The organism is Sphingomonas sp. Leaf257 (assembly GCF_001422185.1).
Lineage (GTDB): Bacteria > Pseudomonadota > Alphaproteobacteria > Sphingomonadales > Sphingomonadaceae > Sphingomonas > Sphingomonas yabuuchiae.
The window spans coordinates 398,914-424,581 of sequence record NZ_LMMH01000001.1 but is presented as its reverse complement, the minus strand read 5'-3'; the positions used below and the strand labels follow the sequence as shown (position 1 = coordinate 424,581).

Here is a 25,668-nt window from a genome sequence, read left to right as displayed (position 1 = left end):
GATGGCACTCAAGCATTATAACCCGACGAGCCCGGCCCGCCGCGGCCTGATCCTCGTCGACCGCTCGGCGCTCTGGAAGGGCGCGCCCGTCAAGGCGCTCACCGAAGGCAAGCGCAAGACCGGCGGCCGCAACAACAAGGGCCATGTGACCAGCCGCGGCATCGCGGGCGGCCACAAGCAGCGCTATCGCTTCATCGACTTCAAGCGTCGCCAGTGGGACGTCGAGGGCACCGTGGAGCGGATCGAATATGATCCCAACCGCACTGCCTTCATCGCGCTCATCAACTATGGCACCGACGAAGCCGGCAAGGTCGACCAGTCCTACATCATCGCGCCCCAGCGTCTCGCTGTCGGCGACAAGGTGATCGCGGGCAAGAAGACCGACGTGAAGCCTGGCAATGCCATGGAACTGGGCCAGATGCCGGTCGGCACGATCGTCCACAACGTCGAGATGAAGCCCGGCAAGGGCGGTCAGATCGCACGTTCGGCCGGCACCTATGTGCAGGTCGTGGGCCGCGACAAGGGCATGGTCATCGTCCGTCTGAACTCGGGCGAGCAGCGCTACATCCATGCGAACTGCATGGCGACCGTCGGCGCGGTGTCGAACCCCGACAACGGCAACACCAACCTGGCGAAGGCTGGTCGCAACCGTTGGAAGGGCCATCGCCCGCTGACCCGCGGTGTTGCGAAGAACCCGGTCGACCACCCGCACGGCGGTGGTGAAGGCCGGACCTCGGGCGGCCGTCATCCGGTCACCCCGTGGGGCAAGCCGACGAAGGGTGCGCGCACTCGTCACAACAAGGCGACGGACAAGATGATCATCCGTAGCCGTCACGCCAAGAAGAAGGGCTAACACGTAATGGCTCGTTCCGTTTGGAAGGGTCCTTTCGTGGACCTCCATCTCCTGAAGAAGGCCGAAGTGGCTCAGGATGCTGGCAACCGCGCAGGTCCGATCAAGACCTGGTCGCGTCGCTCGACCATCCTGCCGTCGTTCGTCGGTCTGACCTTCAACGTCTACAACGGTCGCAAGTTCGTTCCCGTCTCGGTGAACGAGGACATGGTCGGCATGAAGCTCGGTGAATTCGCGCCCACGCGCTACTTCCCCGGCCACGCTGCCGACAAGAAGGGTAAGCGCTGATGTCGAAGCCCGCATCCCCCCGCAAGGTCGGTGACAAGGAAGCGCTGTCGGTCGGCACGCAGATCCGTGGTTCGGCGCAGAAGCTGAACCTGGTTGCGGCGCTCATCCGCGGCAAGAAGGTCGGCGACGCGATGAACATCCTCGCCTTCTCGACGAAGGCGATGGCCGTCGACGCGCGCAAGATCCTGGCCTCCGCGATCGCCAATGCCGAGAACAACCACAACCTCGACGTCGACTCGCTCGTCGTCGCCGAGGCGTCGGTCGGCAAGTCGATCACCATGAAGCGTTTCGCGACGCGCGGCCGTGGCAAGTCCACCCGCATTCTGAAGCCGTTTTCGCGGCTCCGCATCGTCGTCCGCGAGCAGGAAGAAGCATAATGGGTCAGAAGAGCAATCCGATCGGCCTGCGTCTCCAGATCAACCGTACCTGGGACAGCCGCTGGTTCGCCGAAGGCCATGACTATGGCCGCCTGCTGCTGGAGGATCTGAAGATCCGCCAGTTCATCATGAAGACGCTGCCCCAGGCCGCGATCTCGAAGGTCGTCATCGAGCGTCCGGCCAAGCTGTGCCGCATCTCGATCTTCGCGGCGCGTCCGGGCGTGATCATCGGCAAGAAGGGCGCCGACATCGAAAAGCTTCGCAAGAAGCTGGGTTCGATGACCTCGTCCGACGTGTCGCTGAACATCGTCGAGATCCGCAAGCCCGAGATCGACGCCAAGCTCGTCGCTCAGGGCGTGGCCGACCAGCTGGAGCGCCGTATCGCGTTCCGCCGCGCCATGAAGCGTGCGGTGCAGTCCGCGCTCCGTCTGGGCGCCGAAGGCATCCGTATCACCTGCGGCGGCCGTCTGGGCGGCGCGGAAATCGCGCGTACCGAATGGTATCGTGAAGGCCGCGTTCCGCTGCACACGCTGCGTGCGAACGTCGACTATGCCGAAGCGCAGGCGCACACCGCTTATGGCGTGTGCGGCGTGAAGGTGTGGATCTTCAAGGGCGAGATCCTGGGCCATGACCCCATGGCGCAGGACCGGCTGATGATGGAGGCTCAGACCTCCGGCGTGCGCCCGGCGCGCGACGATCATCGCCGCTAAGGATCAAAGAACATGCTGCAACCAAAGCGCACCAAGTTCCGCAAGGCCTTCAAGGGCCGCATCCACGGCGATGCGAAGGGCGGCACCAGCCTGAACTTCGGTTCCTATGGCCTGAAGGCCATGGAGCCGGAGCGTATCACGGCTCGCCAGATCGAGGCGGCTCGCCGCGCGATCACCCGTCACATCAAGCGCCAGGGTCGTCTCTGGATCCGCATCTTCCCGGACGTCCCCGTCTCGTCGAAGCCTGCCGAAGTCCGCATGGGCTCGGGTAAGGGTTCGCCGGAATTCTGGGCCGCCCGCGTGAAGCCGGGTCGCATCCTGTTCGAACTCGACGGTGTCGACGGCCCGCTGGCCGCCGAGGCATTCGAGCGCGCGGCGATGAAGCTGCCCATCAAGACCAAGGTCGTTGCCCGCCTGGGCGACACCTCGCACCTCGGAGGCGAGTAATGGCCAAGACTGAATATACCGGCCAGAGCGACGACCAGCTCGTCGAGGCGCTGGGCAACCTGAAGCGTGAGCAGTTCAACCTGCGCTTCCAGGCGGCCACGAGCCAGCTCGAAAAGCCCAGCCGGGTCAAGGAAGTCCGTCGCGACATCGCGCGGATCAAGACCATCCAGGCGCAGCGCACCGCTGCGGCTGCCAAGTAAGGACCGAGACACATGCCGAAGCGCGTGCTGACCGGGGTGATTGTCTCGGACAAGACCGACAAGACGGTCGTCGTCAATGTGGAGCGGAAGGTTAAGCACCCCCTCTACGGCAAGATCATCCGTCGGTCGAAGAAGTACCACGCCCATGACGAGGCGAACGAGTACAAGGCCGGTGAGACGGTGCGGATCGAAGAGACCGCCCCGATCTCGAAGCTGAAGACCTGGAAGGTCGTCGAGCGGGTGGATACCCACATGACGCCGGAACGGGCCTCGGCCGAAGGCTGAACCCTTTGACTTCGGGCCCCGTCCCTCCGGATCGGAGGGGCGGGGTTCGGATTTGAAGGCGCCCTTCGGGGCAAAGAGCGGATTGGTCGAAAGCGGCGGGGCGACTCGCTTGCCTTTCGAGCCAGGAGTGGCTATGGGGCCTCTCCCCCTGGTGCGGACACCCGCGCCGGGGGTCGTTTTTTAAGGCGGGGTAGGGTCGGTATCCTCCCCCAGAAGAGAGAAGGAAGCGGATCCATGATCCAGATGCAGTCCAATCTCGACGTCGCTGACAACAGCGGCGCGAAGCGGGTGCAGTGCATCAAGGTGCTGGGCGGCTCGAAGCGCCGTACGGCATCGGTCGGCGACATCATCGTCGTCAGCGTCAAGGAAGCGCAGCCGCGTGGCCGCGTGAAGAAGGGCGACGTTCACCGCGCGGTGATCGTGCGTACCGCCAAGGACATCCGTCGCGCCGACGGTTCGGTGATCCGTTTCGACGGTAACGCCGCCGTGCTGGTCAACAAGAACGAGGAGCCGATCGGCACCCGTATCTTTGGCCCGGTCGTGCGTGAGCTTCGCGGTAAGAAGCACATGAAGATCATCTCGCTGGCGCCGGAGGTTTTGTAATGGCCGCTGCACGCATCAAGAAGGGTGACAAGGTCATCGTCCTGTCCGGCAAGGACAAGGGCAAGACCGGCACCGTGTCGCTGGCGATGCCGAAGGACGGCAAGGTCGTCGTGGACGGCGTCAACATCGCCACCCGTCACCGCAAGCCGACCCAGGCGAACCCGCAGGGTGGCCTGGAGCGCACCGCTGCTCCGCTGCACATCTCGAAGGTTGCGCACGTGACCGCCGATGGCAAGCCGACCCGCGTCCGTTTCGAGACGCAGGATGGCAAGAAGGTCCGCGTGGCCGTCAAGACCGGGGAGAAGATCGATGGCTGATTACAAGCCCCGCATGAAGGCTATCTATGATGATAGCATCGTCAAGGCGATGACCGACAAGTTCGGTTACAAGAACGTCAACGAGATCCCCCGGATCGAAAAGATCGTGCTCAACATGGGCGTGGGCGAAGCGACGCAGGACAAGAAGCGCGTCGACCAGGCCGCCTCCGAGATGGAGCTGATCGCGGGTCAGAAGCCCGTCATCACCAAGGCCAAGAAGTCGATCGCGCAGTTCAAGCTGCGTGAAGGCATGCCGATCGGTGTGAAGGTCACGCTGCGTCGCGAGCGCATGTACGAGTTCCTGGACCGCTTCATCACGATCGCGCTGCCGCGCGTTCGCGACTTCCGCGGCCTGAACCCGAAGTCCTTCGACGGTCGCGGCAACTATGCCTGCGGCATCAAGGAACAGATCATCTTCCCCGAAATCAACTATGACCGCATCGACAAGGTGCGCGGCATGGATGTGATCGTGACCACCTCGGCGAAGACCGACGACGAAGCGCGCGAGCTGCTCCGTCTGTTCGGCTTCCCGTTCCCCAAGGAAGACGCTGCCGACGAGAAGAAGGCGGCGTAACCGGACTGCCCCCTCTCCACGCCGGGGAGGGGGTCCTTACAGAAAGAGCTTAAGTCCATGGCGAAACTGAGTTCAATCAATAAGAACGAGAAGCGTCGCGCTCTCGTCAAGAAGTATGCGGGCAAGTACGCGAAGCTGAAGGCGATCGCGAACGACCAGAGCCTCGATGAGACCGAGCGTCTGATCGCGCGCCTCAAGATGGCCGAGATCCCCCGCAACGGCAATCCGACCCGTATCCGCAACCGTTGCGAGATCACCGGTCGCCCGCGTGCGTATTACCGCAAGTTCCGTCTCGCTCGCGTCATGCTGCGTGAACTGGCCAACAAGGGCCAGATCCCCGGCGTCACCAAGTCGAGCTGGTAAGGACCATTGGAGATGGCAGTGACCGATCCCCTGGGTGACTTGCTCACCCGCATCCGCAACGGCCAGCGCGCGCGCAAGGACTCCGTCCTGACGCCTGCGTCGAAGCTGCGCGTCCGCGTGCTCGACGTGCTTCAGCGCGAGGGCTATATCCGTGGCTACAGCGAAGAGCAGATGGGCCCCGCGGCCGGCATCCGCATCGAGCTGAAGTATTTCGAAGGCCAGCCCGCGATCAAGCATGTCGCGCGCGTGTCGAAGCCCGGCCGCCGTATCTATTCGGGCGCGCAGGACCTTCCCCGCGTTCGCAACGGCCTGGGCATCACCATCGTGTCGACGCCGCGTGGCGTTCTGTCGGACGCCGAAGCGCGTGAGCAGAACGTCGGTGGCGAAGTCCTGGCGGAGGTGTTCTGATGAGCCGCATCGGTAAGAAGGCGGTCCCGGTTCCGGCCGGCGTCACCGCGACCATCGCCGACAAGGTGCTGAGCGTGAAGGGTCCCAAGGGCACCCTCTCCATGCCGCTCGCCGACGAGATCACCTATGACGTCCAGGCGGACGCCATCGCGGTGCAGCCTGCCAACGCCACGAAGCGCGCCCGCGCGTTCTGGGGCATGCAGCGCACCATGGTGCAGAACCTCGTCACCGGCGTGACCGCAGGCTTCTCGAAGAAGCTGGTCATCACCGGCGTCGGCTACCGCGCCGCCGCGCAGGGCAAGACCCTGAAGCTGCAGCTCGGCTACAGCCACGACGTCAACATCGACGTGCCGGAAGGCCTCGAGGTGAAGACGCCGGACGCCACCACCGTCGAAATCAGCGGTGCGGACAAGCAGAAGGTCGGCCAGCTGGCCGCCGAGATCCGCCGCTGGCGCAAGCCCGAGCCGTATAAGGGCAAGGGCATCAAGTACGACGGCGAGTTCATCTTCCGCAAGGAAGGGAAGAAGAAGTAATGACCAAGGGTCTCTCTCTTTTCGAGAAGCGCCGTCGGCGCAACCGTACCGCGCTGCGTGCGCGTGCGGGCACCCGTCCGCGCCTGTCGGTGCATCGCTCGGGCAAGCACATCTATGCCCAGGTGATCGACGACGAGGCAGGTCGTACCGTGGCTTCGGCCTCGACGCTGGAAAAGGACGCACGCGGCCAGTCGGGCGCGAACGTCGCAGCGGCGACCGAAGTCGGCAAGCGCGTGGCCGAAATGGCCAAGGCCGCCGGCGTCACGCAGGTCGTTTTCGACCGTGGCGGCTTCCTGTTCCACGGTCGCGTCAAGGCGCTGGCCGAGGCGGCACGCGAAGCGGGATTGGAGTTCTAATATGGCTGACGAGAACAACGTGGCCGTTGCCGGTGCCGAAGGCGCCGCGCAGGACGCGACCCAGGGTCGTGGTCCCCGGGGCGGCCGTGGCCGTGGTCCGGGCGGTGGTGACCGCGGCCGTGGCGGCCGTGACGGCAACCGTGGTCGTCGCGACGACCGTCGCGGTGGACCTGAGGAGCAGGGCGAAGAGCTGATCGAAAAGCTCGTCCACATCAACCGCGTCTCGAAGACCGTGAAGGGCGGTAAGCGTTTCGGCTTCGCCGCGCTCGTCGTGGTCGGCGATGGCAAGGGACGTGCGGGCTTCGGTCATGGCAAGGCGCGCGAAGTGCCGGAAGCCATCTCGAAGGCGACGGCTGCCGCCAAGAAGGCAATGGTCCGCGTTCCGCTGAAGGACGGTCGCACGCTGCATCATGATGGCAACGGCCATTTCGGTGCGGGCCGCGTGACGGTGCGTTCGGCTCCGCAGGGTACCGGCATCATCGCCGGTGGTCCGATGCGCGCCATCTTCGAATCGCTCGGCGTTGCCGACGTGGTGACGAAGTCGGTCGGTACGTCGAACCCGTACAACATGATCCGTGCCACCTTCGAAGCGCTGGGCGAGCAGACCTCGCCCAAGTCGGTGGCGCAGCGTCGTGGCAAGAAGATCGCCGACCTGCTGGGTCGCGGTCACGGTGCCACCCAGCAGACTGCCGAGGCGGAAGCCGCGGCCGTCGTGGAGTAAGCGACCATGGCTACCATCAAGATCAAGCAGACCGGTTCGCCGATCCGCCGCACCAAGGACCAGCGCGCGACCCTCGTCGGCCTGGGCCTGAACAAGATGCACAAGGTCTCCGAGCTTCAGGACAGCCCTGAAGTCCGCGGCATGATCCGCAAGGTGCAGCACATGGTTCAGGTGGTGGACTGAGGCTTGTCGTAAGACAGACTTACATCCGTCACATTGAACAGTGACAAACACGGGGAAGGGGGCTATGCGGCCCCCTTCCTTTTATCTAGCGGCCGCGATTCTCAACGATCACGGCCATGCGCGAAACAAGCGAAAGCGAGTGCAAATCATGAAGCTGAACGAACTTTTCGACAACCAGGGTGCCCGCAAGTCCAAGATCCGCGTCGGTCGCGGTATCGGTTCGGGCAAGGGCAAGACCGGTGGTCGCGGCGTCAAGGGTCAGAAGAGCCGTGAGGGCGTGTCCATCGCGGGCTTCGAGGGCGGTCAGATGCCGCTCCATATGCGTCTGCCGAAGCGTGGCTTCAACAACATCTTCGCCAAGGACTATGCCGAGGTTAACCTGGGCGCGATCCAGAAGGCGATCGACTCGGGCAAGCTGAAGACCGACGGCACCATCGATCACGCCGCGCTGAAGGCCGCTGGCCTGGCGCGTGGCGGCAAGGACGGCGTGCGTCTGCTCGGCAAGGGCGAGCTGACCACCAAGCTGTCGTTCGTCGTGCAGGGCGTGTCGGCTTCGGCGCGTGAAGCGGTTGAGAAGGCCGGTGGTTCGGTCGACGTGCCGCACCTCGTGCCCGCCGCTGAGAAGGCCGCCGCGAAGAAGGGCCAGGCCCGCGCCGCGAAGCTCGCCGCCAAGGCCTGAACCGGATAGGATCCGCCGCTGTCGAACGGCTTTGCGCCGGGGTGACAGCGGCGGATTTTGCATCCGGGTTAGACAAGCGCGTCTTCGCGCCTATATGAGCGGCGGGGCGGTTCAAAACGCATCCCGCCGTTTTTCGTTTCCAGGATAACGCAACAGCTATGGCATCCGCAGCCGACCAGATGGCGCAAAGCATCAGCCTGGCGAAATTCGCCAAGGCCACCGACCTCAAGAAGCGGCTGTGGTTCACCATCGGCGCGCTGATCGTCTTCCGCCTGCTCAGCTATGTTCCGCTGCCGGGCGTCGACCCGACCGCGCTGGGCCTGCTGAGCCAGAAGACCACGGGCGGCGTGCTCGACTTCTTCAACACCTTCTCGGGCGGTTCGCTCAGCCGCATGTCGCTGATCGCGCTGGGCGTGATGCCGTACATCACGGCCTCGATCGTCGTGCAGCTCGCGACCTCGCTGAGCCCGCAGCTCGCCGCCATCAAGAAGGAAGGCGAGAGCGGCCGCAAGAAGCTGAACCAATATACCCGCTACGGCACGGTGCTGCTGACCGCGATCCAGGGCTATTTCATCGCCGTGGGTCTCGAGACGCTGGGCGCCAGCCAGGGCATCCAGGCGGTGATCGAGCCGGGCATGACCTTCCGCATCGCGGCGGTCATCTCGCTGATCGGCGGTACCATGTTCCTGATGTGGCTGGGTGAGCAGATCACCAGCCGCGGCATCGGCAACGGCGTGTCGCTGATCATCATGGCGGGCATCGTCGCGCATCTGCCGACCACGCTGGTCAACCTGCTTGAAGGCGGCCGTACCGGCAGCATCGATCCGGTCCGCCTGATCGGCATCATCGTTGCGGTCGTCGTCCTGATCCTGTTCATCTGCTTCATGGAGCGTGCGCAGCGCCGCATCCTGATCCAGTACCCGAAGCGCGCGACGCAGCGGGGCATGCAGGCCGATCGCAGCCACCTGCCGCTGAAGATCAACACGGCGGGCGTGATCCCTCCGATCTTCGCCTCGTCGCTGCTGCTGATGCCGCTGACCATCTCGCAGTTCGCGGGTCAGCGCGTCGCGGGCGAGAGCCGCTGGGGCGACTTCATCATCAGCCTGAACCAGTATCTGCAGCACGGCAGCCCCGTGTACATGCTGCTCTACGGCGCGGGCATCATCTTCTTCTCGTTCTTCTACACCGCGGTTGTCTTCAACCCGGAAGAGACGGCGGACAATCTGAAGCGCTATGGCGGGTTCATCCCCGGCATCCGTCCGGGCAAGAACACCGAGACCTATCTCGACTATGTGCTGACCCGCATCACGGTGCTGGGCGCGGCCTATCTGACGATCATCTGTCTGCTGCCGGAATATCTGGTCTCCGCGCTCCAGATCCCCTTCTATCTGGGCGGCACCAGCCTGCTGATCGTCGTCAACGTGACGATGGACACAGTGACCCAGATCCAGAGCCACTTGCTGGCGCATCAATATGGCGATCTGATCAAGAAGGCGAAGCTGAAGGGCGGTCGCCTGCGCTGAGGCGCAGGCGGATTTCAGGGTAAAGAGGGGAGAGAGACGTGGGCGTGAACATCATCCTGCTGGGACCGCCGGGCGCGGGCAAGGGAACCCAGGCGCAGCGGCTGGTGGCCAATCGCGGCATGGTGCAGCTGTCGACCGGCGACATGCTGCGCGCGGCGGTCAAGGCGGGCACCCCCGTCGGCCTCCAGGCCAAGGCGGTGATGGACGCGGGCGAGCTGGTGTCGGACGCGATCGTCTCGGCGCTGATCGGCGAGCGGTTGGACGCGGCCGAGGCGGAAGGCGGTGCGATCTTCGACGGCTATCCCCGGACTGAGGCGCAGGCCGAGGCGCTGGACGTGCTGCTGGCCGAGCGCGGCAAGTCGCTCGACCATGTCATCGAACTGGCGGTGGACGAGGATGCGCTGGTCGAGCGGATCACCGGCCGCTTCACCTGCGCGTCGTGCGGGGCGGGCTATCACGACAGCTTCAAGCCGACTCAGGTCGAGGGCGTCTGTGATGTCTGCGGTTCGACCGAGTTCAAGCGCCGCCCCGACGACAATGCCGAGACGGTGCGCACGCGCATGGCCGAATACCGCGCCAAGACCGCGCCGATCCTGCCGCTCTATGAGGCGCGCGGCATCGTGACGCGGGTCGACGGCATGGCGGCGATGAACGCGGTGGGGGCGGAGATCGACGCGATCCTCGATCGCTGATCCAAACCAGAATGTTTGAAGAGAGGCGTTCCCGAAAGGGAGCGCCTCTTTTTCCGTTCTGGGTGGGCGCGGAGCCGTACGCAAAGCCCCTCTCCCGGCAGGGGGGAGGGGTTGGGGGGGGCGAGGGCCCCAAGCCGAATGCTCGGTGAGACCCCGATGCCCTCCCCCATCCCCTCCCGCCTGCGGGAGGGGAGCGTTCCGAGGACAACGCGGGCCCCAGGCTTTTGACGAATGTCGCAGCCTGGCCTTCGACTACGCTCAGGCTGAACGGAAGGGGGAAGTGGTTCAATCGGCCGTGATAATCCCCTAGACCCGGCCCATGACCGCGCTGATCGCCGACTATTACCGCCACCTCACGGTCGACCTGCGCCGTTCCGACCACACGGTGCGCGCCTATGTCGCGACGGCGGAACGGCTCTGTGGTTTCCTGTCGGCCCATTGGGGCGAGGCCGTCGACGGGCCTGCGCTGTCCCGCGTAACCGCCGCCGACCTGCGCGCCTTTCTGGCCGCGCGCCGGGGTGAGGGGCTGACCGCCGCCTCCACCGCGCGGGAACTGTCGGCGGTGCGAACCTTCCTCCACTGGACCGGCGTCGAGCCGCCCCCGTTGAAAGGCCCCCGCCGCAAGCGGAGCCTCCCGCGCCCCCAGTCCCCCGCCGACATCATGGCCCTGGGCGAGGACATGGCGGAGAATGCAGCAGAGCCATGGATCGCGGCACGCGACTGGGCGGTCCTGCTGCTGCTGTACGGCGCAGGGCTGCGCATCGGCGAGGCGATGGCGCTGACCGCCGACATCCTCCCCCTGGGCGAGACGATCCGCGTGCTGGGCAAGCGCGGCAAGACCCGGATCGTGCCGCTACTACCCGAATTGCGTAGCGCGATCGAGGACTATGCCCGCCAGTCGCCTTATCCGTTGATTCCGGGTGAGCCGCTGTTCCGGGGTGCCAAGGGCGGGCCGCTATCGCCCGCGATCATCCGCCGATCGGTGCAGGGTGCGCGCGAGCGGTTGGGGCTTGGCGGGCGGACGACGCCCCATGCGCTGCGCCACAGCTTTGCCACGCATCTGTTGGGGCGCGGTGCGGATTTGCGTCAGCTACAGGAACTGCTGGGTCATGCGAGCCTCAGCTCGACGCAAATCTATACCGCGGTCGATGCCGCGCACCTGCTCGACATCTACCGCACCGCCCATCCGCGAGCCTAGCGTTCCCCGCGTGGCTTCCAGGTGAAGACGCGCCAGAGATAACCGCCGACCATCAGCACGGTCATTGCGATGGCCGCGGGGCCGACATAGCGGTTGATCGCCTCGAAATTGGCACCCAGCCACAGGCCCGCATAGGCGAGGATCGCGTTCCAGATCGTGCTGCCCGCAAAGGTCCAGATCAGGAACTTGGCCAGCGGCATCCGCGTGATCCCGGCGGGCAGCGAGATCATCGTGCGGAAGGCGGGCATGAAGCGGAACACGAACACCACCCATCCGCCATGCCGTACGAAGAACAGGTGCAACCGCTCGACGTCGCGCCACTCCATCGTCAGCCAGCGGCCATATTTGTCGACGAAGGGGCGGAACCGCTCATAGCCGATATAGCGGCCGACCGCGTACCAGGCGTAATTGCCGATCGTGGTCCCGGCCGTACCCCACAGGATCAGCGGGATCATCGCCATGTCGCCGCGCGCGACCGCCATGCCGCCCAGGCCCATGATGACCTCGGACGGGATGGGCGGCACGATATTCTCCAGCGCCATCAGCAGGAAAATACCGAAATAGCCGCCCCAGGCGATGAGGTTGAGGATGAAATCGGTCATGGGTGAAGGGATGTACCGATGAAGGGGAGGGCGGTTCCCCCTAAAGCTGCCCGGAGGGGAGGGAAAGAGGCCGGGCCGCCCGCTGGCGACACTTGACGACGGGGGCGGCTTGCGCGAACCCGACGCGATGGCCGACACCCCGCAAAAATCACCTGAAACGTCGCCGGAGAAGTCGGAGACGAAGGACACGTTGCGCTTCTTCCTGAAGCTGGCGCTGTTCGTCTTCATCCTGCGCAGCCTGATCGTCACGTCCTTCGTGATCCCGTCGGAATCGATGCTGCCGCGTCTGCTGATCGGCGATTATCTGTTCGTGACCAAGTGGAATTACGGCTATTCGCGCTGGTCCTTCCCCTTCGGCCTGCCGCTGCTGCCCGGCCGTATCCTGGGGCGCGACCCGGCACGCGGCGATGTGGTGGTGTTCCGCTCGCCCGAACCGGACGATCATGACGTCATCAAGCGGGTGATCGGCCTGCCCGGCGACACGATCCAGGTGCGTGAGGGGCAAGTGTTCCTGAACGGCCGTGCCATCCCGAAGCAGCGGATCGCCGACTTCATCCTGCCGCTGACCCCCAATTTCGATGCGAACAAGTGCGGGCCGTTCCTCGACACCGTCTCCGGCCAGCCGGTGTGCCGCTATCCCCGCTTCCATGAGACGCTGCCGAACGGCAAGAGCTATGACGTGCTCGACCAGGGCAATTTCCCTGAGGCCGATGATACCGGCGTCTATACCGTTCCCGCCGACCACGTCTTCCTGATGGGCGACAATCGCGACGACTCGGCGGACAGCCGCTTTGCCCCGCCGCGCGGCATGGGCATGATCCCGATGAACCGGCTGGAGGGCCGCGCCGCCGTCACCTTCTTCTCGACCGACGGCTCGGCCGAATGGATCAAGCCCTGGACCTGGGTGTCGGCCGCGCGCTGGAACCGGATCGGAGAAGGGTTTTGAGCGCCGTCGATGACTGGCTCGCCGGAATCCTGGGTCGCGCGCCGAGCGATGCGACACCCTTCCACCGCGCGCTGACCCATGGCAGCCAGGCCGCCGAGAATTACGAGCGGCTGGAGTTTCTGGGCGACCGGGTGCTGGGCCTGATCATGGCCGAATGGCTGTGGGAGCAGTTCCCTGCCGAGCCCGAGGGGCAGTTGTCTCGCCGCCTCAATTCTCTGGTGACGGGCGCGGTCTGCGCCGATGTCGCGCGTGACCTGGGTGTGCGCGAGCATCTGCGGCTGGGCAAGCAGGCGCGCGACGACGGCGCTTCGGACAGCGACAATGTGCTGGGCGACGTGATGGAGGCACTGATCGGTGCCTGGTATCGCGAGGCGGGGCTGGAAGCGGCGCGCGCCTTCATCCGCAAGGCCTGGGGCGACCGGGTGCATTCGCAGGGGAAAGCCCCGCAGCATCCGAAGTCGGCGCTTCAGGAATGGGCGGCCGCGCATAATCGCAAGGCGCCGGAATATGTGGTGGTGGACCGTTCGGGCCCGCATCATGCACCGCGCTTCACGGTGGCGGTGCGGATCGGCCGCACGGCGGAGGTGACGGCGACGGGGGCCAACAAGCAGGAAGCCGAGACGGCGGCCGCGAAGGCGATGCTGGCGAAGTTGAAGGCTTGAGGGATTCCCTTGGGCTTCGACTTCGCTCAGCCTGAACGGCTGTTGTCCATAATCCCCAAACCCCGTTCAGCCTGAGCGAAGTCGAAGGCCACGCCCCGACCTCGCCCAGTCACCGGACTCAACGCCCCTTGGCGGCCGCCGCTTCCTTCTTGGCCTGTACCTTGGCGCGGTGATGGCCGATCGCGCAGCCCGCGGCGGCACCCAGCACCGCATGGCCCTTGCCGACGAAATGCCCGCCGACGCCGCCCACGGCCGCGCCCTTCAGGCAACCCTTGGCCGAGGCGGGGCCCGCGACGGTCAACAGCGCCGCGGCCGACAGGGCGGTGAGAAGGGTCTTCATAACGTCTCTCCTTGCACGCGAAATCGTGGCCGGAAAAATGCGCGCGAAGCCGTGGCCGTTCCGTGATCCGACCATTACATTCCGTCCATGTGGGCCGGACGTTGCGGGAAGGGGGCGGGACCTGTACCGCTGGCGGTCATGACTGAACAACGTTGCGGCCTCGTGGCCGTCGTCGGCGCGCCCAATGCCGGCAAATCCACCCTCGTCAATGCCCTGGTCGGCCAGAAGGTCGCGATCGTCAGCCCCAAAGCGCAGACGACTCGGGCCAAGCTGCTCGGCGTCGCGATCGAGGGGGAGGCGCAGATCCTGCTGGTCGACACCCCCGGCATCTTCGAGCCCAAGCGCCGCCTGGACCGCGCGATGGTCGCCGCCGCCTGGGAAGGCGCGGAGGGCGCCGACATCCTGGCACTGGTCGTCGACGGCAAGGGCGGCATCGGCCCCAAGATCCACGCCATCGCCGAGTCGATCGCTCACCGGCCCGAGCCCAAGCACCTGATCCTCAACAAGGTCGACATTGCCGACAAGGCGCGCCTGCTGACCCATGCGGAAAAGTTGAACGAGGTCGTGAAGTTCGACGAAACCTGGTTCATCTCGGCGCAGACGGGGGATGGCTTGCCCCAGCTCAAGACCCGGCTGGCCTCGCTCATGCCGGAGGGGCCATGGCATTATCCCGAGGACCAGGTGTCCGACGCCACCGAGCGGGCCTTGGCGGCCGAGGTGACGCGCGAGCAACTCTATCTCCAGCTTCACGCCGAGCTGCCCTATGCCAGCGCCGTCGAGACCGAGGCGTATAAGGAGCGCGAGGACGGATCGGTCGAGATCCACCAGCAGATCCTGGTCGAACGCCCGACCCAGCGTGCCATCGTGCTGGGCAAGAACGGCGTGCGGATCAAGGAAATCGGCGCACGGTCGCGGGCGCAGTTGTCCGAGCTGCTGGGGCAGAAGGTGCACCTGTACCTGCATGTGAAGGTCAAGCCAGGCTGGGACGAGGATCGTTCGGTCTACAAGGATATCGGGTTGGATTGGGTGGATTGATTTTTGGGGTTGGGTCTCGGTGAGACACCGGTCCCTCCCCCATCCCCTCCCGCTTGCGGGAGGGGTGCGTTGTCGGGCGAACGTTAAGCGTAAACCGCGAAGTTAGGATGTGTTGAAGCGCACGTAGGTGCCGCTGGGCACACCCCTCCCGCAGGCGAGTTTCAGGTCGGTCATGCCCCCGGCATGACCTAAACGATGCGGGGCATCGTTTACCTGAAACTGGGATGGGGGAGGGCACGGGCTAGGCGATAGACCCGCCAAGCCGCCCCAAAGCCCACTCCGCCGCCTCGACGACCACCGGATCGCCGTCCCCCAGCAACCCCCGCAACACCGGCACCAGCTCCGCCGCTCCGCTATTCCCCGCCGCGATCGCGGCATTGCGCACCATCCGGTTGCGCCCGATCCGCTTGATCGGCGAGCCTGAAAATACCTGCCGGAACTCGGCATCGTCCAGCGACAGCAAATCCCCCAGCTCCGGCGCGGTCAGCTCGGCGCGGGGATGGAACGCCATGTTCGCCTGCGCCGCCGCCGCGAACTTGTTCCACGGGCACACCGCCAGACAGTCGTCGCAGCCATAGATGCGGTTGCCCATCGCCACCCGGAATTCCTCCGGGATCGGCCCGGCATGTTCGATCGTCAGATAGGAAATGCACCGCCGCGCATCGAGCTGATACGGCGCCGGAAACGCGTCGGTAGGACAGGCCCGCTGGCATGCGTCGCAGCGCCCGCACGTGTCGCGCGCCACCGCATCGGGCTCCAGCGCCAGCGTGGTGTAGATCGCCCCCAGGAACAGCCAGCTGCCATGCTCACGGCTGACCAAATTGGTGTGCTTGCCTTGCCAGCCCAGCCCGGCCGCTTCGGCCAGCGGCTTTTCCATCACCGGGGCGGTGTCGACGAAGACCTTCAGGTCGCACGCCGCCTCCTGCGCCAGCCAGCGGCCCAGCGCCTTCAGCTGGCGCTTCACGACATCATGATAGTCCGCCCCCTGCGCATAGACCGAAATGCGTCCAGTCCGCCCCTGATCCGCCAGCCGCATCGGGTCTTCGGCGGGGGCATAGCTGACGCCGAGCGAGATGATGCTCCTCACCTCGGGCCACAGGCTGGCGGGGCTCTGCCGTTGGTGTGCGCGGTCGGCCATCCAGATCATCGATCCGTGGCGTCCCTCGGCGAGCCATTGGTGCAGCCGCTCGACCGTCTTGGGGGCGGCATCGGCATGGGTGATGCCGATCGCGGCAAAGCCCAGTTCGGCCGCCTTTGCCTTGATCCGGGTTTCCAGCTTGTCTTGCGCCACATACGCCCGCTACCACAGGCGATCAGGGAGGGACAATCAGCGTGGATAATCAGTGGGCGGTCACCGCCTCGGGCCTTGCCAAGCGGTTCGGCGACCGGCGGGTCGTCGATGGCGTCGACATCGCCGTACCGACGGGGGCGGTGTACGGCGTGCTGGGCCCCAATGGCGCGGGCAAGACGACGACGCTGCGCATGCTGCTGGGCATCATCGAACCCGATGAGGGACAGCGCAGCCTGCTCGGCCATGCCCATCCGCGCGATGCCAGCGATCTGGTCGGCTATCTGCCCGAGGAGCGCGGGCTCTATCCTGCGATGAAGGCGCGCGATGCGATCGTCTTCATGGGCGCTTTGCGGGGGCTGGACCGCGCGACCGGGCGGGTGCGGGCGGACGAACTGCTCGAACAGGCCGGGCTCGGCCATGCCGCCGACAGCAAGATCCGCAAATTGTCCAAGGGCATGGCGCAGCTCGTCCAGCTGCTCGGCTCCGTCGTCCACCGCCCGAAGCTGCTGGTGCTGGACGAACCCTTTTCGGGGCTGGATCCGGTCAACCAGGAACGGCTGGAGGCGCTGATCCTCGGCGAGCGCGACCGGGGGGCGACCATCCTGTTCTCCACCCATGTCATGGCCATGCCGAGCGGCTTTGCGACCGGCTGGCGATCATCGCCGGGGGCCGCCGCCGGTTCGAGGGGACGGTGGACGATGCGCGGGGCACGCTGACCGCCCGTGTGCGCTATCGCCCGCGCGACCCGGAGCGGGTGCTGCCCGAGCTGTTGCCCGCCGATGCGGTGCGCGAAGGCGCGGACTGGCGCTTCCCGATGCCCGAGCAGGGAATCGAGCCGATATTGGGCCGCCTGCTGACGGCAGGGGCGGGCATATTGAACCTGTCGATCGAGCGGCCCAGCCTTCACGAAGCCTTTGTCCGCATCGTCGGCGAACAGGAGATGGCGGCATGAGCCAGACCCGCCGGTTGATCCGCCAGACGATGACGATCGCACGCCGCGATTTCATCGCCACCGTCTTCACCCCCATCTTCCTGCTGTTCCTGTTCGCGCCGCTGATCATGGTGGCGTTCAGCACCATCGGCGCACTGGGCGCGGCGCAGGCGGCGGACCATGGCGCCGACCGGGTGCGGATCGTCGCGATCGTGCCCGATGCGACGGCCACCGCCTTTGTCACCGCCGACCGCCAGTCGCGCACGATCTTCCGCCGGGACGAGGAGCCGCCCGAGCTGGTGACGCTGCCCCCCGCACGCGATCCGGCCGCGCAGGCGCGCGCCGCGTTCGAGTCGCCCGACTATGACGCGACCGCCGTGCTCTATGGCCCGCTCGACCGGCCCACCATCCTGTACGGCGCACGCGGGCAGCGGGCGGCGGATTATCTGGCGGTGCTGGCGACCGGCGCACTCTCGGCCGAACGGCTGGGTGGCGAACTGCCCAAGGTCACCCCCCGCAAGCTGGCCTTCTCGCGCCAGCGCGCGACGCTGGGCGGACAGAATCAGACGGCGTCGCTGGCGGTCTTCGGCGTGTTCTTCCTGACCCTGTTCCTGGCGGGACAGGTCGTCGGTACCATGGCCGAGGAACGGTCGAACAAGGTCATCGAGGTGCTGGCTGCCGCCGTGCCGCTGGAGGCGGTGTTCCTGGGCAAGCTACTGGGTATGTTCGGGGTGGCGGTGCTGTTCATCGGCTTCTGGGGCACGGTGCTGGGCCAAGTGGCGAGCCTGTTGCCACCCGCCTTTGCCGGGATGGTCGGCGAATTGTCGCCTGCCGTGGGCCTGCCGATGTTCGTCATGCTGTTCGTCGCCTATTTCACCATGGCGTATCTGCTGCTCGGCTCGGTGTTCCTGACGATCGGGGCGCAGGCCTCGACCATGCGCGAGATCCAGATGCTCTCGCTGCCGATCACCATCATCCAAGTCGGCATGTTCACCCTGACCTTGAGCGGGCTGTCGCAACCGGGCAGCTGGCTGGCGCTGGTGGCCGAGGTGTTTCCGCTCTCCTCGCCCTTTGCGATGGCGGGCGTGGCGGCGGCGAGCGATGCGCTGTGGCCGCATGCGGTGGCGCTGGCGTGGCAGGCCTTATGGGTCGCGCTGTTCGTGACGCTGGGCGCGCGGCTGTTCCGGCGCGGCGTCCTGCAATCGGGCAGCACGCGACCCTTTTGGCGACGCAAGGGAGCGTAAGATTTTTCCTCCCCTGTAAGGGGAGGTGGCAGAGCGAAGCTCTGACGGAGGGGTGTCCACACCAGCGGTGACACCCCTCCACCATCCTTCGGATGGTCCCCCTCCCCTTACAGGGGAGGAATGTTGAAGGCTTGCCGGTGCGGGCCATCTCCCTATCTTGGTTCGATGACCGCATCCCCTTCCGATCGCCGCCATTTTCTCTCGTTGATGGGACTTGGCACCTTAGGTGTCGGGCTGTCCGCCTGTGGCCGTCAGGCCGAGGCGGCGGAACGCTTTCCGGTGGCGATGAGCGATGCCGCGTGGAAGCAGAAGCTCGGCCCGGCGGCCTATGACGTCCTGCGGCGCGAGGGGACCGAACGGCCCTATAGCAGCCCGCTCAACAACGAGCATCGCAGCGGCGTCTTTTCCTGCAAGGGGTGCGCGCAGCCGCTGTTTTCGTCGAAGACCAAGTTCGAGAGCGGCACCGGATGGCCGAGCTTCTGGGCGCCGTTGCCGCGGGCGGTGGCGACGGAGTCGGATCGGTCGCTGATGATGGAACGGGTCGAGGTGCATTGCAGCCGTTGTGGCGGGCATCTGGGCCATGTCTTCGACGACGGGCCCAAGCCGACGGGCAAGCGTTACTGCATGAACGGCGTGGCGATGACGTTCCGGGCGGGGTGACGGCTGGTCCGTCGCTCCGGTGACGGTTTCCCTTGGCCTTCGACTGCGCTCAGGCTGAACGGAGGTTTGAGGGGCTTGTCTTGCCGTAGGCCAGGGGGGCAGGCGGGGTGCTTCGCCACGGTCGTTCACGCTGAACCAAGTCGAAGCGCACGTTCTGCGCTATGCGCTGGGCCTTCGCGCCGCCCGGCAGGAAATTACTGGATCGGCGCTGCGAAGGTCAGGATGCCGTTGACGCGGCCGCTGTCGCGCGAAGCGATCTGGGTGGCGGGCAGGTCGGCGACGCCGCTCTTGTGGCCCGAATAGATGAAGCCCTTGGTCGGATAGGCCGACGTGCCCAGGCCGCCATTGGGGCCGTACCAGACCTTGACCATCGACCAGTCGTTGTTCGGCGAGACGTCGACGGCGCGGACGTCGCGCTCGATGCCGCCGCGACGCGACCAGTTGGCATGGGTCAGGAGGACTTCGCGGTCGCTGACGACCTTGCTGACCATGGCGACATGGCCGACGCGCATCCGGCTGGTGGATTCGAAGGCGAGGACCGAACCCTGTTCCGGGGTGTGGCCGCGCTGGTAGCGGCCCTCGGCCTGGCCCCACCAGGTGTTGGCATTGCCGTGAAGATCGATGCCCGAAATCTCGCGGGCATAAGGGGCGCACTGCCAGAACTGCGCGGCAGCGGGGGTGGCCATCATCAGGCCGCACGTTGCCATCAGCGCGAATCGCACTGCGAATGCCTTGAACTTCACTGGACCCCCCGGTCGGAATGTCGGTGTGAGTGTCGATTAACCGGGGCTAAACATGTTGGAAAGCGCCGCGGGAACCATATCCGGTGAACGGTGTTTCGGCGGCGATGACCTGAAAAATCGGCGGCGAAACGAGTTTTTCGTTCCTCGTTTCGCCGCTCTCATGGCTCGGTTTATCGTCCGAGCAGGCGATCCACCGTGACCTGCGTCACTGCGTGATAGCCCGGACGCGCCTTGTCATAGATTCGCTTGGCCAGCGCCTGGCCCCATTCGCCCTGTCCCTGAAGCTGCTGAAACAGCGGCGCGACGAACTTGCGGCGGCCCTGCGAGGTCAGGAACTGCTCGGCTGAGGCCTCGGCGGGCGGATAACGATTGGCGAGCGCGAGGCGGAGCCAGGCAAAGCGGATTTCGCTATTGCCCGTCTCGTTCCAGTGGAACCGCTCGTCGAGCGCGGCAAGGCGTCCGGCCGATAGCTGGCGGGGCAGCTGGTCGAGGAAGCGGACATATTCCTGTGTCGTGACCTTGTCGGGCACCGCCGAGACGGGGCCGCCAGCCGCGAACGCCTTTGCCGCCGCGTCGATCGCGGGGAAGGCGTCGGAACGGACATGGACGGCGTTGGCGGGGATACCCGGCTGATAGACCCACTGGTCGACGCCGATCTTTGCGTCCTCGCCGGGCTTGAGCAGGTTCTTGCGCAGATCGGCCAGGAAGCCCGCGCTGGTCTGCGGCTGGAAGGCGTGGCGGTCGAAATAGCCGCGCAAGTAAGCATCCCAGCGCGCTCGGCCGACCACCGACTCGATGGTGCGCAGGAAGGTCGCGCCCTTGTCATAGGCGATCTGGGTCATGCCGTCGTCGGGATCGCGCTTGGCATCCAGATCGAGGTGCAGCTTGGTGTCGGGCGACTGCGGGCCGCCTGCCTCTTTCACCGCATTCATCATGTCGGTCCAGGCCAGGTCGGCCTCCATGGCGGCGCGGCGCTTGCCGTACATCGACTCCATGATCCGGTTCTCGAAATAGCTGGTGAAGCCTTCGTTCAGCCAGAAATCGTCCCAGGTCGCGTTGGTGACGAGATTGCCCGACCAACTATGCGCCAGTTCATGCGCGATCAGGCTGACGAGGCTGCGGTCCCCCGCCAGCACGGTCGGCGTCGCGAAGGTCAGCATGGGGTTCTCCATGCCGCCGAACGGGAAGCTGGGCGGCAGGACCAGCACGTCGTACCGGCCCCAGCGATAGGGACCGTACAGCCCCTCGGCCGCGGTGACGAACTTGTCGAGCCCGGCAAACTCCCAGGCCGATTTGTCGAGCATCGCGGGCTCGGTCCAGATGCCCGTGTTGGCGCTGAGCGGCTTGAACTTCAGGTCGCCGATGGCCAGCGCGATCAGATAGGGGGCGACGGGCTTGTCCATGCGATAACTGGCGGTGTGGCGGCCGTCATTGCACGGCGTCTCGCCGGTCCGCTCGCCGCTCATCACGACGGTCAGCGCGCAAGGGGCGTTGACCGTGGCGTCCCAGGTCTGGCGGATACCAGGCGAATCTTGGGTCGGAATCCAGCTGCGGTTGAGGATCGCCTCGCCCTGGCTGAATAGATAGGGCTGCTTTTTGCCCGCCGTCTGTTCGGGCGACAGCCATTGCAGCGCCTTTGCGCCAGGCGCCGAGGCATAGGCGATCTTGATCGTGCGGTTGCCGTTCAGCGTGATGGTCAGCGGCGCGCCATGCACCTTGTCGACCGCGCCGACCGTGTAGGGCAGGGGGCGGTTCTGCGCGTCGGTGACGGTGACGATGCGCAGGCCGTTATCGTCGACGATCAGCCGCTTGGCATCCGGTTTGGCATCGACCGACAGGGTCGCGATCCCGCGCATCACATGGGTGTCGAAATCGGCATAGAGGTTCAGCGAGACATGGGTGACCCGCGCTTCCAGGGGCTGCGCATAGCTGTGAACGTCACGCGCATCGGCGGAGGTCAGGACCGGCGCGACGTTCGGGGAGGGGGATTGGGCGGCGAGCAACATCGCCAGGGCGGCCAGGGACATGGGCACTCCGAATGGGACAGGATGATTGCACCATAGCCGGATTGCCGATGAATGGGAGGGCTCTGGACGCAGGGGCTTCGCATAACCAGTTAGGCGGCATGGACGAATTGACGCTGGCCGTGGTCGGAATCGACTTTCCCAATGAGGACAAGGCGCGGAGCAATCGGCGATTCGAGCTGCTCGCTTCGGCCATCGGCGATCCGGTGAGCCTGCGACCCGAGCCGCGCAACCGCCATGATCCCCATGCGATCGCCGTCTTCAGCGCCCGCGATGTGCAGGTGGGTTATCTCTCCGCCGAGCGAGCGCCGCTGGTCGGTGCGCGGATGCGGCGTGGGGAGGACGTACAGGCGGTATATCAGGGGCTGAAAGGCTCGGTGGCCTATATCCGGGTGCGTTTCGGCGGCGGTACACCGACCATCCCCCGTACGGCCGAGCCTCTGCCGGAGAAAGAGGAGGATGATTTCTTCCCCGATCCCGACGGCCCCGAATGGGGGGCCTGAAGCGGGCCACAAAAAAGGGAGCCGAAACCGGCTCCCTTTCCATCCGCCTGAGCGGTGATGGTCCGGGCGGGATTGCTCCCGCCCGCGACAATCAGTTGCTGTCCGCGCTGTCGTCCTTGACGACGGCGACGACGCCGATCGCGACGACGCCAGCGGCGATCAGAGCCGCCAGGATGCCGCCGCCGGCCAGCTTGTTGCCCTTGGCGGTCGGAGCCGAAGCGCGAACCGACTTCGAAACCGACAGGCTGGCAGCCGGGTTGGTCGGCGCAGCGGCGACCGGAGCAGCAACCAGAGCCGTAGCGGCGACAGCAGACAGGAACTTCATCATAATCAATCTCCCATGGCGAACGACCGCCAAGACGCGGTGGTGTTCATCGTCCCAATAGCGCAAAAGCGTGGCCGCGTAAATTTGTTCCCGCACTGCATCATTTTTTAGACGAGGGCGTGGAACAAATGTCGCAGTCGTTAATCAGGATGCGATCGTTTCTGGGCCTAAATGATCGGGATCAGTGACGAATGGCGGCCGTTGCCACTCCGGCGAAAATCAATGCTCCACCGCCTGCCCGCTGTGCCCAGGCTTGTGCCCGTGGCGAGCGCAATAGTCCGCCCGCGCTCGACGCCGCCCATGCATAGCAGCCGTCGGTCAGCGCCAGCACCAGCACGAACGTTACCACCAATATCCCGGCCTGGGACCAATAGGGGCGATGGGGGTCGATGAACTGCGGTGCGAAGGCGGCGAGGAACAGGATGGTCTTGGGATGGAAGGTGCCGACGCCCAGATTGCCCAGAAAGGCGGCGCGCGGCGAAATCAGGCGAGGGCGAATCGCCACCGCATCGGCATTGCGTGCGCGCCAGAGCCCTATGGCACCGACCGTGATCAAATAGGCGGCACCCGCCCATTTCAACAGCCCGAACAGAAAGGACGAGGCCGCCAGCACCGCGCCCATGCCCAGCAGGCTGGCGGTCGAGGCGGCCAGATTGCCGAGCATCAGCCCGCCGACCGAGGCAAAGGCGGTCCGCCGTCCCGATCCGATCGCATAGCCCAGGATCGCCGCGACGCCGGGACCGGGGATCAGCCCGATGACCAGGGTCGCCGCGACAAAGGCGAACCACAGGTCGGGGCGCATCAGCGTCCGCCGTCGCGCCGGGTCAGCGCCGCGACGCAGCTCGCCCGGTCGATCGAACTGCCATCGGGCTCGCGCGCGTCCAGATAGGTGACGCGCGGCTCGGCCCCGTCCTTGGGATAGAGATAGGCGTCGAGGACGCAGAAGCTGCCCAGGAACTGCAATTTGCGCGCGGCCCCTTCACGGACATCGGCATCGGGCGTGCCGAACAGCTTGGTCAGCCCGGCGGCGTCCTGTCCGATCACCCGCTCCAGCCCGACGCTGGTATAGGGGACCGGCACCGGGGCCATGCCACCGCTGCGCACCGGCGCGGCGGTCTGCGGCACCGTACAGCCCGCCAGCAATGTCAGGCCCAGCAGCGGCAGCGCGATGAGGCGGGTCACGCCTGTCTCCTGTGAAAGAAATGGGTCGCCATGCTCGCCCCCAGGACGGGCGCGAGTAGATTGAATCCCGGAACCACGAACAGGGTGGCGACGGCAAGCCCCAGCAGGAAGCGCGCAGGCCCGGTCGCCTTGCGCCAGCGACGCATGGCGGCGCGGTCCATGTGCCGCGCCGCCGCCATGTCGCCCAGGTCGCGCGACAACAGCCAGGCATTGACCAGCAGGAACGCCGCCGCCGTGCCGATGCCGGTTACGAGCAGCACGATGTACAGGGGCAGCAGGATCAGATTGACGGCAATGACCCGCGCAGCCGAACCCAGACCCATGGCCGTGCCGCGTGCGAAGGAAACCGGCCTGCCGCTCGCCAGCGCATGCGGGTAATGCCGCGCCTCGACCGCCGCGACGATATCGTCGGCGAACACGCCCACCACCGCCACCGCAACCGCGCGAAAGGCCAGCCACAGCGCCAGCAGTTCGACGACGAAGGTAAAGGCGGCCGACCAACCGTCCGCCTGTGCGCCCAGCCATCCGGTCAGCGCCGCGCGCATGCCATACCACAAGCCGACGCCCGCCAGCGCGAAGACGCCCAGCGTCACGCCCAGCGAACGGATCAGCACCCGGCGGATCGCCGGATCGCCCAACTGGGCGAGCGACAGGAAAAAGGCGCGGATCATGGCTCTTCGATGGCGCGGGCGGCATGGGCAAGTCAATGCGGTACGGGGCCATACGGCGGCTCCCTTGCGCAGGGGTAGCGTGCTGACTAGGGCGGCGACATCACAGCTTGTTTCCCGGAGTCCGTATCTTGACCAACCCCACTTACGACGTGGTGGCGATCGGCAATGCCATCGTCGACATTCTCAGCCCGGCCGAGGATGATTTCATCGCCGAGAACGGCATGACCAAGGGCGCGATGCAGCTCGTCTTTTCGCCGGAAGAAGCCGACGCGCTCTATGCCAAGATGGGTCCCGGTCGCGAGATTTCGGGCGGGTCGGCCGCCAACACGCTGGCGGGCATGGCCGCGCTGGGCGGCAAGACCGCGTTCATCGGCCAGGTCGCCGACGATCAGCTGGGCGAGGTGTTCAGCCACGACATCCGTGCGGCGGGCGTCAAGTTCGACACGCCGGTGCGTCCCGGCCAGCCGACCACCGCACGCTGCATGATCTTCGTCAGCCCCGATGGCCAGCGGACGATGAACACCTTCCTCGGCGCCTCGCACTATCTGCCCGCCGAAGCGCTCGACAAGGCGCTGATCGCCGATGCGGCCTATCTGTATATCGAGGGCTATCTCTGGGATCCGGAAGAGCCGCGCGCCGCGATGCGCGCCGCCATCGACGTCGCCCGCGCGGCGGGCCGCAAGATCGCCTTCACCGCCTCGGCCGAGTTCGTGATCGACCGCCACCGCGCCGATTTCCACGCGCTGATCGACGGCGGCATGATCGACGTGATCTTCGCCAACGAGACCGAGATCGTCGCGCTGACCGAAACGGCGGATGTCGAGGCCGCGATCGCCTCGCTGAAGGACAAGGTCGAGACGCTGGTCGTCACGCTCGCCGAAAAGGGTGCGCTGGCGCAGCGCGGGGACGAGCGCGTGACCGTGCCCGCCCATCCGGTCGACAAGGTGGTCGACACCACGGGCGCGGGCGACCTGTTCGCGGCGGGCTTCCTTTATGGCCAGACGCACGGCCATGACCTGAAGGCCTCGCTGACGCTGGGCGCGGCCTGCGCGGCCGAGATCATCAGCCATTTCGGCGCCCGGCCCCAGGTCGACCTGAAGGCCCTGGCCGCCAGCCTCTAATCCCGATCCTCCCCAAGCTTTGCTTGGGGAGGGGGACCATCCGAAGGATGGTGGGGGGGGCAGGCCCCAAAGCAAAAGGCC

General features: G+C 66.0%; 36 protein-coding genes and 1 pseudogene. 28 read left to right on the top strand and 9 right to left on the bottom strand.

Translation table 11 applies throughout. The features are described 5' to 3' along the window. Window position 1 precedes the first annotated feature (1 nt). The 20 genes from rplB (at window position 2) to ASF14_RS02000 (ending at window position 11,307) form a co-directional block, all read left to right on the top strand. Window positions 2-853 carry a 50S ribosomal protein L2 gene (gene rplB / locus ASF14_RS02095; RefSeq protein WP_042491179.1) on the top strand — a complete coding sequence of 284 codons (852 nt, stop codon included), beginning with the start codon at window positions 2-4 and terminating at the stop codon, window positions 851-853. A gap of 6 nt (window positions 854-859) precedes the next feature. Continuing rightward, a complete protein-coding gene (gene rpsS / locus ASF14_RS02090) occupies window positions 860-1,138 on the top strand; it encodes a 30S ribosomal protein S19 (RefSeq protein WP_037569384.1) in 279 nt (92 codons plus the stop codon). Then, entirely contained in the window at window positions 1,138-1,515 is a 378-nt protein-coding gene (rplV, locus tag ASF14_RS02085) for a 50S ribosomal protein L22 (protein ID WP_042491177.1), read from the top strand. Before rpsS ends, rplV begins: the two co-directional genes overlap by 1 nt. Continuing rightward, a complete protein-coding gene (rpsC, locus tag ASF14_RS02080) occupies window positions 1,515-2,225 on the top strand; it encodes a 30S ribosomal protein S3 (RefSeq protein ID WP_056430744.1) in 711 nt (236 codons plus the stop codon). The genes rplV and rpsC overlap by 1 nt, the downstream gene beginning before the upstream one ends. A gap of 12 nt (window positions 2,226-2,237) precedes the next feature. Then, window positions 2,238-2,672 carry a 50S ribosomal protein L16 gene (gene rplP, locus ASF14_RS02075; RefSeq protein ID WP_007406071.1) on the top strand — a complete coding sequence of 145 codons (435 nt, stop codon included), beginning with the start codon at window positions 2,238-2,240 and terminating at the stop codon, window positions 2,670-2,672. Then, the gene (rpmC, locus tag ASF14_RS02070) at window positions 2,672-2,872 is read left to right on the top strand and encodes a 50S ribosomal protein L29 (RefSeq protein ID WP_007406063.1); all 201 of its coding nucleotides are present in this window, start codon (window positions 2,672-2,674) and stop codon (window positions 2,870-2,872) included. Before rplP ends, rpmC begins: the two co-directional genes overlap by 1 nt. A 12-nt stretch (window positions 2,873-2,884) precedes the next feature. Then, window positions 2,885-3,157 carry a 30S ribosomal protein S17 gene (rpsQ, locus tag ASF14_RS02065; RefSeq protein ID WP_056430742.1) on the top strand — a complete coding sequence of 91 codons (273 nt, stop codon included), beginning with the start codon at window positions 2,885-2,887 and terminating at the stop codon, window positions 3,155-3,157. A gap of 234 nt (window positions 3,158-3,391) precedes the next feature. Then, on the top strand, window positions 3,392-3,760 hold the full coding sequence (gene rplN / locus ASF14_RS02060) for a 50S ribosomal protein L14 (RefSeq protein ID WP_007406105.1): 369 nt from the start codon (window positions 3,392-3,394) through the stop codon (window positions 3,758-3,760). After that, complete coding sequence (gene rplX, locus ASF14_RS02055; RefSeq protein WP_007406132.1) at window positions 3,760-4,077, top strand: 50S ribosomal protein L24; 318 nt, start codon at window positions 3,760-3,762, stop codon at window positions 4,075-4,077. The genes rplN and rplX overlap by 1 nt, the downstream gene beginning before the upstream one ends. Next, window positions 4,070-4,651, top strand: coding sequence for a 50S ribosomal protein L5 (rplE, locus tag ASF14_RS02050; protein WP_042491169.1), 582 nt, complete (start codon window positions 4,070-4,072; stop codon window positions 4,649-4,651). The genes rplX and rplE overlap by 8 nt, the downstream gene beginning before the upstream one ends. A 57-nt stretch (window positions 4,652-4,708) precedes the next feature. Further along, window positions 4,709-5,014, top strand: a complete 306-nt coding sequence (gene rpsN, locus ASF14_RS02045; RefSeq protein ID WP_042491166.1) for a 30S ribosomal protein S14 — start codon at window positions 4,709-4,711, stop codon at window positions 5,012-5,014. Between the two features lie 12 nt (window positions 5,015-5,026). Then, window positions 5,027-5,422 carry a 30S ribosomal protein S8 gene (gene rpsH, locus ASF14_RS02040; RefSeq protein ID WP_042491163.1) on the top strand — a complete coding sequence of 132 codons (396 nt, stop codon included), beginning with the start codon at window positions 5,027-5,029 and terminating at the stop codon, window positions 5,420-5,422. After that, window positions 5,422-5,955, top strand: coding sequence for a 50S ribosomal protein L6 (gene rplF / locus ASF14_RS02035; protein WP_042491159.1), 534 nt, complete (start codon window positions 5,422-5,424; stop codon window positions 5,953-5,955). The genes rpsH and rplF overlap by 1 nt, the downstream gene beginning before the upstream one ends. Further along, window positions 5,955-6,311 (top strand): 50S ribosomal protein L18, encoded by a 357-nt coding sequence (rplR, locus tag ASF14_RS02030; RefSeq protein ID WP_056430739.1) that lies wholly within the window; start codon window positions 5,955-5,957, stop codon window positions 6,309-6,311. Before rplF ends, rplR begins: the two co-directional genes overlap by 1 nt. A gap of 1 nt (window position 6,312) precedes the next feature. Beyond that, complete coding sequence (rpsE, locus tag ASF14_RS02025) at window positions 6,313-7,032, top strand: 30S ribosomal protein S5 (protein ID WP_082442022.1); 720 nt, start codon at window positions 6,313-6,315, stop codon at window positions 7,030-7,032. A gap of 6 nt (window positions 7,033-7,038) precedes the next feature. Continuing rightward, window positions 7,039-7,215, top strand: a complete 177-nt coding sequence (gene rpmD / locus ASF14_RS02020; protein WP_042491154.1) for a 50S ribosomal protein L30 — start codon at window positions 7,039-7,041, stop codon at window positions 7,213-7,215. A 148-nt stretch (window positions 7,216-7,363) separates the two neighbouring features. Beyond that, window positions 7,364-7,894 (top strand): 50S ribosomal protein L15, encoded by a 531-nt coding sequence (gene rplO / locus ASF14_RS02015; RefSeq protein ID WP_056430736.1) that lies wholly within the window; start codon window positions 7,364-7,366, stop codon window positions 7,892-7,894. A gap of 158 nt (window positions 7,895-8,052) precedes the next feature. Then, on the top strand, window positions 8,053-9,417 hold the full coding sequence (gene secY / locus ASF14_RS02010) for a preprotein translocase subunit SecY (protein WP_056430733.1): 1,365 nt from the start codon (window positions 8,053-8,055) through the stop codon (window positions 9,415-9,417). A gap of 44 nt (window positions 9,418-9,461) precedes the next feature. Beyond that, entirely contained in the window at window positions 9,462-10,109 is a 648-nt protein-coding gene (locus ASF14_RS02005; RefSeq protein WP_056431372.1) for an adenylate kinase, read from the top strand. A gap of 319 nt (window positions 10,110-10,428) precedes the next feature. Beyond that, window positions 10,429-11,307 carry a tyrosine recombinase XerC gene (locus ASF14_RS02000; protein ID WP_056430730.1) on the top strand — a complete coding sequence of 293 codons (879 nt, stop codon included), beginning with the start codon at window positions 10,429-10,431 and terminating at the stop codon, window positions 11,305-11,307. On the opposite strand, the gene ASF14_RS01995 is transcribed toward ASF14_RS02000, so the two are convergent. Then, window positions 11,304-11,909, bottom strand: coding sequence for a DedA family protein (locus ASF14_RS01995; RefSeq protein ID WP_056430728.1), 606 nt, complete (start codon window positions 11,907-11,909; stop codon window positions 11,304-11,306). The two genes, ASF14_RS02000 and ASF14_RS01995, sit on opposite strands and share 4 nt — an antisense overlap. A 127-nt stretch (window positions 11,910-12,036) precedes the next feature. On the opposite strand from ASF14_RS01995, the gene lepB reads away from it, so the two are divergent. After that, on the top strand, window positions 12,037-12,855 hold the full coding sequence (gene lepB, locus ASF14_RS01990) for a signal peptidase I (RefSeq protein ID WP_056431369.1): 819 nt from the start codon (window positions 12,037-12,039) through the stop codon (window positions 12,853-12,855). After that, complete coding sequence (gene rnc / locus ASF14_RS01985) at window positions 12,810-13,517, top strand: ribonuclease III (RefSeq protein WP_082442042.1); 708 nt, start codon at window positions 12,810-12,812, stop codon at window positions 13,515-13,517. The genes lepB and rnc overlap by 46 nt, the downstream gene beginning before the upstream one ends. Before the next feature lie 118 nt (window positions 13,518-13,635). Here the strand turns inward: rnc and ASF14_RS01980 are convergent, their stop codons facing one another. Next, entirely contained in the window at window positions 13,636-13,857 is a 222-nt protein-coding gene (locus ASF14_RS01980) for a hypothetical protein (RefSeq protein ID WP_056430721.1), read from the bottom strand. Window positions 13,858-13,995: 138 nt separating this feature from the next. Between ASF14_RS01980 and era the strand changes: the two genes are divergently transcribed. Continuing rightward, entirely contained in the window at window positions 13,996-14,892 is an 897-nt protein-coding gene (era, locus tag ASF14_RS01975) for a GTPase Era (protein WP_056430718.1), read from the top strand. Between the two features lie 241 nt (window positions 14,893-15,133). Here era and queG read toward each other — a convergent pair whose 3' ends face one another. Next, window positions 15,134-16,183 (bottom strand): tRNA epoxyqueuosine(34) reductase QueG, encoded by a 1,050-nt coding sequence (gene queG / locus ASF14_RS01970; protein ID WP_056430716.1) that lies wholly within the window; start codon window positions 16,181-16,183, stop codon window positions 15,134-15,136. Window positions 16,184-16,224: 41 nt separating this feature from the next. Between queG and ASF14_RS01965 the strand changes: the two are divergent. From ASF14_RS01965 to msrB, 3 genes and pseudogenes are all read left to right on the top strand, one after another. Beyond that, a pseudogene (locus tag ASF14_RS01965) lies at window positions 16,225-17,135 on the top strand (ABC transporter ATP-binding protein). Then, window positions 17,132-18,358, top strand: coding sequence for an ABC transporter permease (locus tag ASF14_RS01960; protein ID WP_056430714.1), 1,227 nt, complete (start codon window positions 17,132-17,134; stop codon window positions 18,356-18,358). The pseudogene ASF14_RS01965 and the gene ASF14_RS01960 overlap by 4 nt, the downstream one beginning before the upstream one ends. A gap of 165 nt (window positions 18,359-18,523) precedes the next feature. After that, complete coding sequence (gene msrB / locus ASF14_RS01955) at window positions 18,524-19,018, top strand: peptide-methionine (R)-S-oxide reductase MsrB (RefSeq protein WP_056430710.1); 495 nt, start codon at window positions 18,524-18,526, stop codon at window positions 19,016-19,018. A 194-nt stretch (window positions 19,019-19,212) separates the two neighbouring features. Here the strand turns inward: msrB and ASF14_RS01950 are convergent, their stop codons facing one another. Next, the gene (locus ASF14_RS01950; protein WP_056431366.1) at window positions 19,213-19,725 is read right to left on the bottom strand and encodes a CHAP domain-containing protein; all 513 of its coding nucleotides are present in this window, start codon (window positions 19,723-19,725) and stop codon (window positions 19,213-19,215) included. 206 nt (window positions 19,726-19,931) lie between these two features. Continuing rightward, window positions 19,932-21,788 (bottom strand): M1 family metallopeptidase, encoded by a 1,857-nt coding sequence (locus ASF14_RS01945; RefSeq protein ID WP_056430706.1) that lies wholly within the window; start codon window positions 21,786-21,788, stop codon window positions 19,932-19,934. A 98-nt stretch (window positions 21,789-21,886) separates the two neighbouring features. Between ASF14_RS01945 and ASF14_RS01940 the strand changes: the two genes are divergently transcribed. Next, a complete protein-coding gene (locus ASF14_RS01940; protein ID WP_056430703.1) occupies window positions 21,887-22,288 on the top strand; it encodes an HIRAN domain-containing protein in 402 nt (133 codons plus the stop codon). A 91-nt stretch (window positions 22,289-22,379) separates the two neighbouring features. Here the strand turns inward: ASF14_RS01940 and ASF14_RS01935 are convergent, their stop codons facing one another. From ASF14_RS01935 to ASF14_RS01920, 4 genes are all read right to left on the bottom strand, one after another. Further along, entirely contained in the window at window positions 22,380-22,616 is a 237-nt protein-coding gene (locus ASF14_RS01935) for a hypothetical protein (RefSeq protein WP_056430701.1), read from the bottom strand. Window positions 22,617-22,794: 178 nt separating this feature from the next. Then, window positions 22,795-23,415, bottom strand: coding sequence for a LysE family translocator (locus ASF14_RS01930; RefSeq protein WP_056430697.1), 621 nt, complete (start codon window positions 23,413-23,415; stop codon window positions 22,795-22,797). Continuing rightward, entirely contained in the window at window positions 23,415-23,795 is a 381-nt protein-coding gene (locus tag ASF14_RS01925) for a hypothetical protein (protein WP_156360985.1), read from the bottom strand. The genes ASF14_RS01930 and ASF14_RS01925 overlap by 1 nt, the downstream gene beginning before the upstream one ends. Beyond that, window positions 23,792-24,466: an EI24 domain-containing protein gene (locus tag ASF14_RS01920; RefSeq protein WP_056430694.1), complete on the bottom strand. Its 675-nt coding sequence runs from the start codon at window positions 24,464-24,466 to the stop codon at window positions 23,792-23,794. Before ASF14_RS01920 ends, ASF14_RS01925 begins: the two co-directional genes overlap by 4 nt. Window positions 24,467-24,594: 128 nt before the next feature. Here ASF14_RS01920 and ASF14_RS01915 point away from each other — a divergent pair, with 128 nt between their 5' ends. After that, window positions 24,595-25,587 carry an adenosine kinase gene (locus ASF14_RS01915; protein WP_056430692.1) on the top strand — a complete coding sequence of 331 codons (993 nt, stop codon included), beginning with the start codon at window positions 24,595-24,597 and terminating at the stop codon, window positions 25,585-25,587. Window positions 25,588-25,668: the final 81 nt, after the last annotated feature.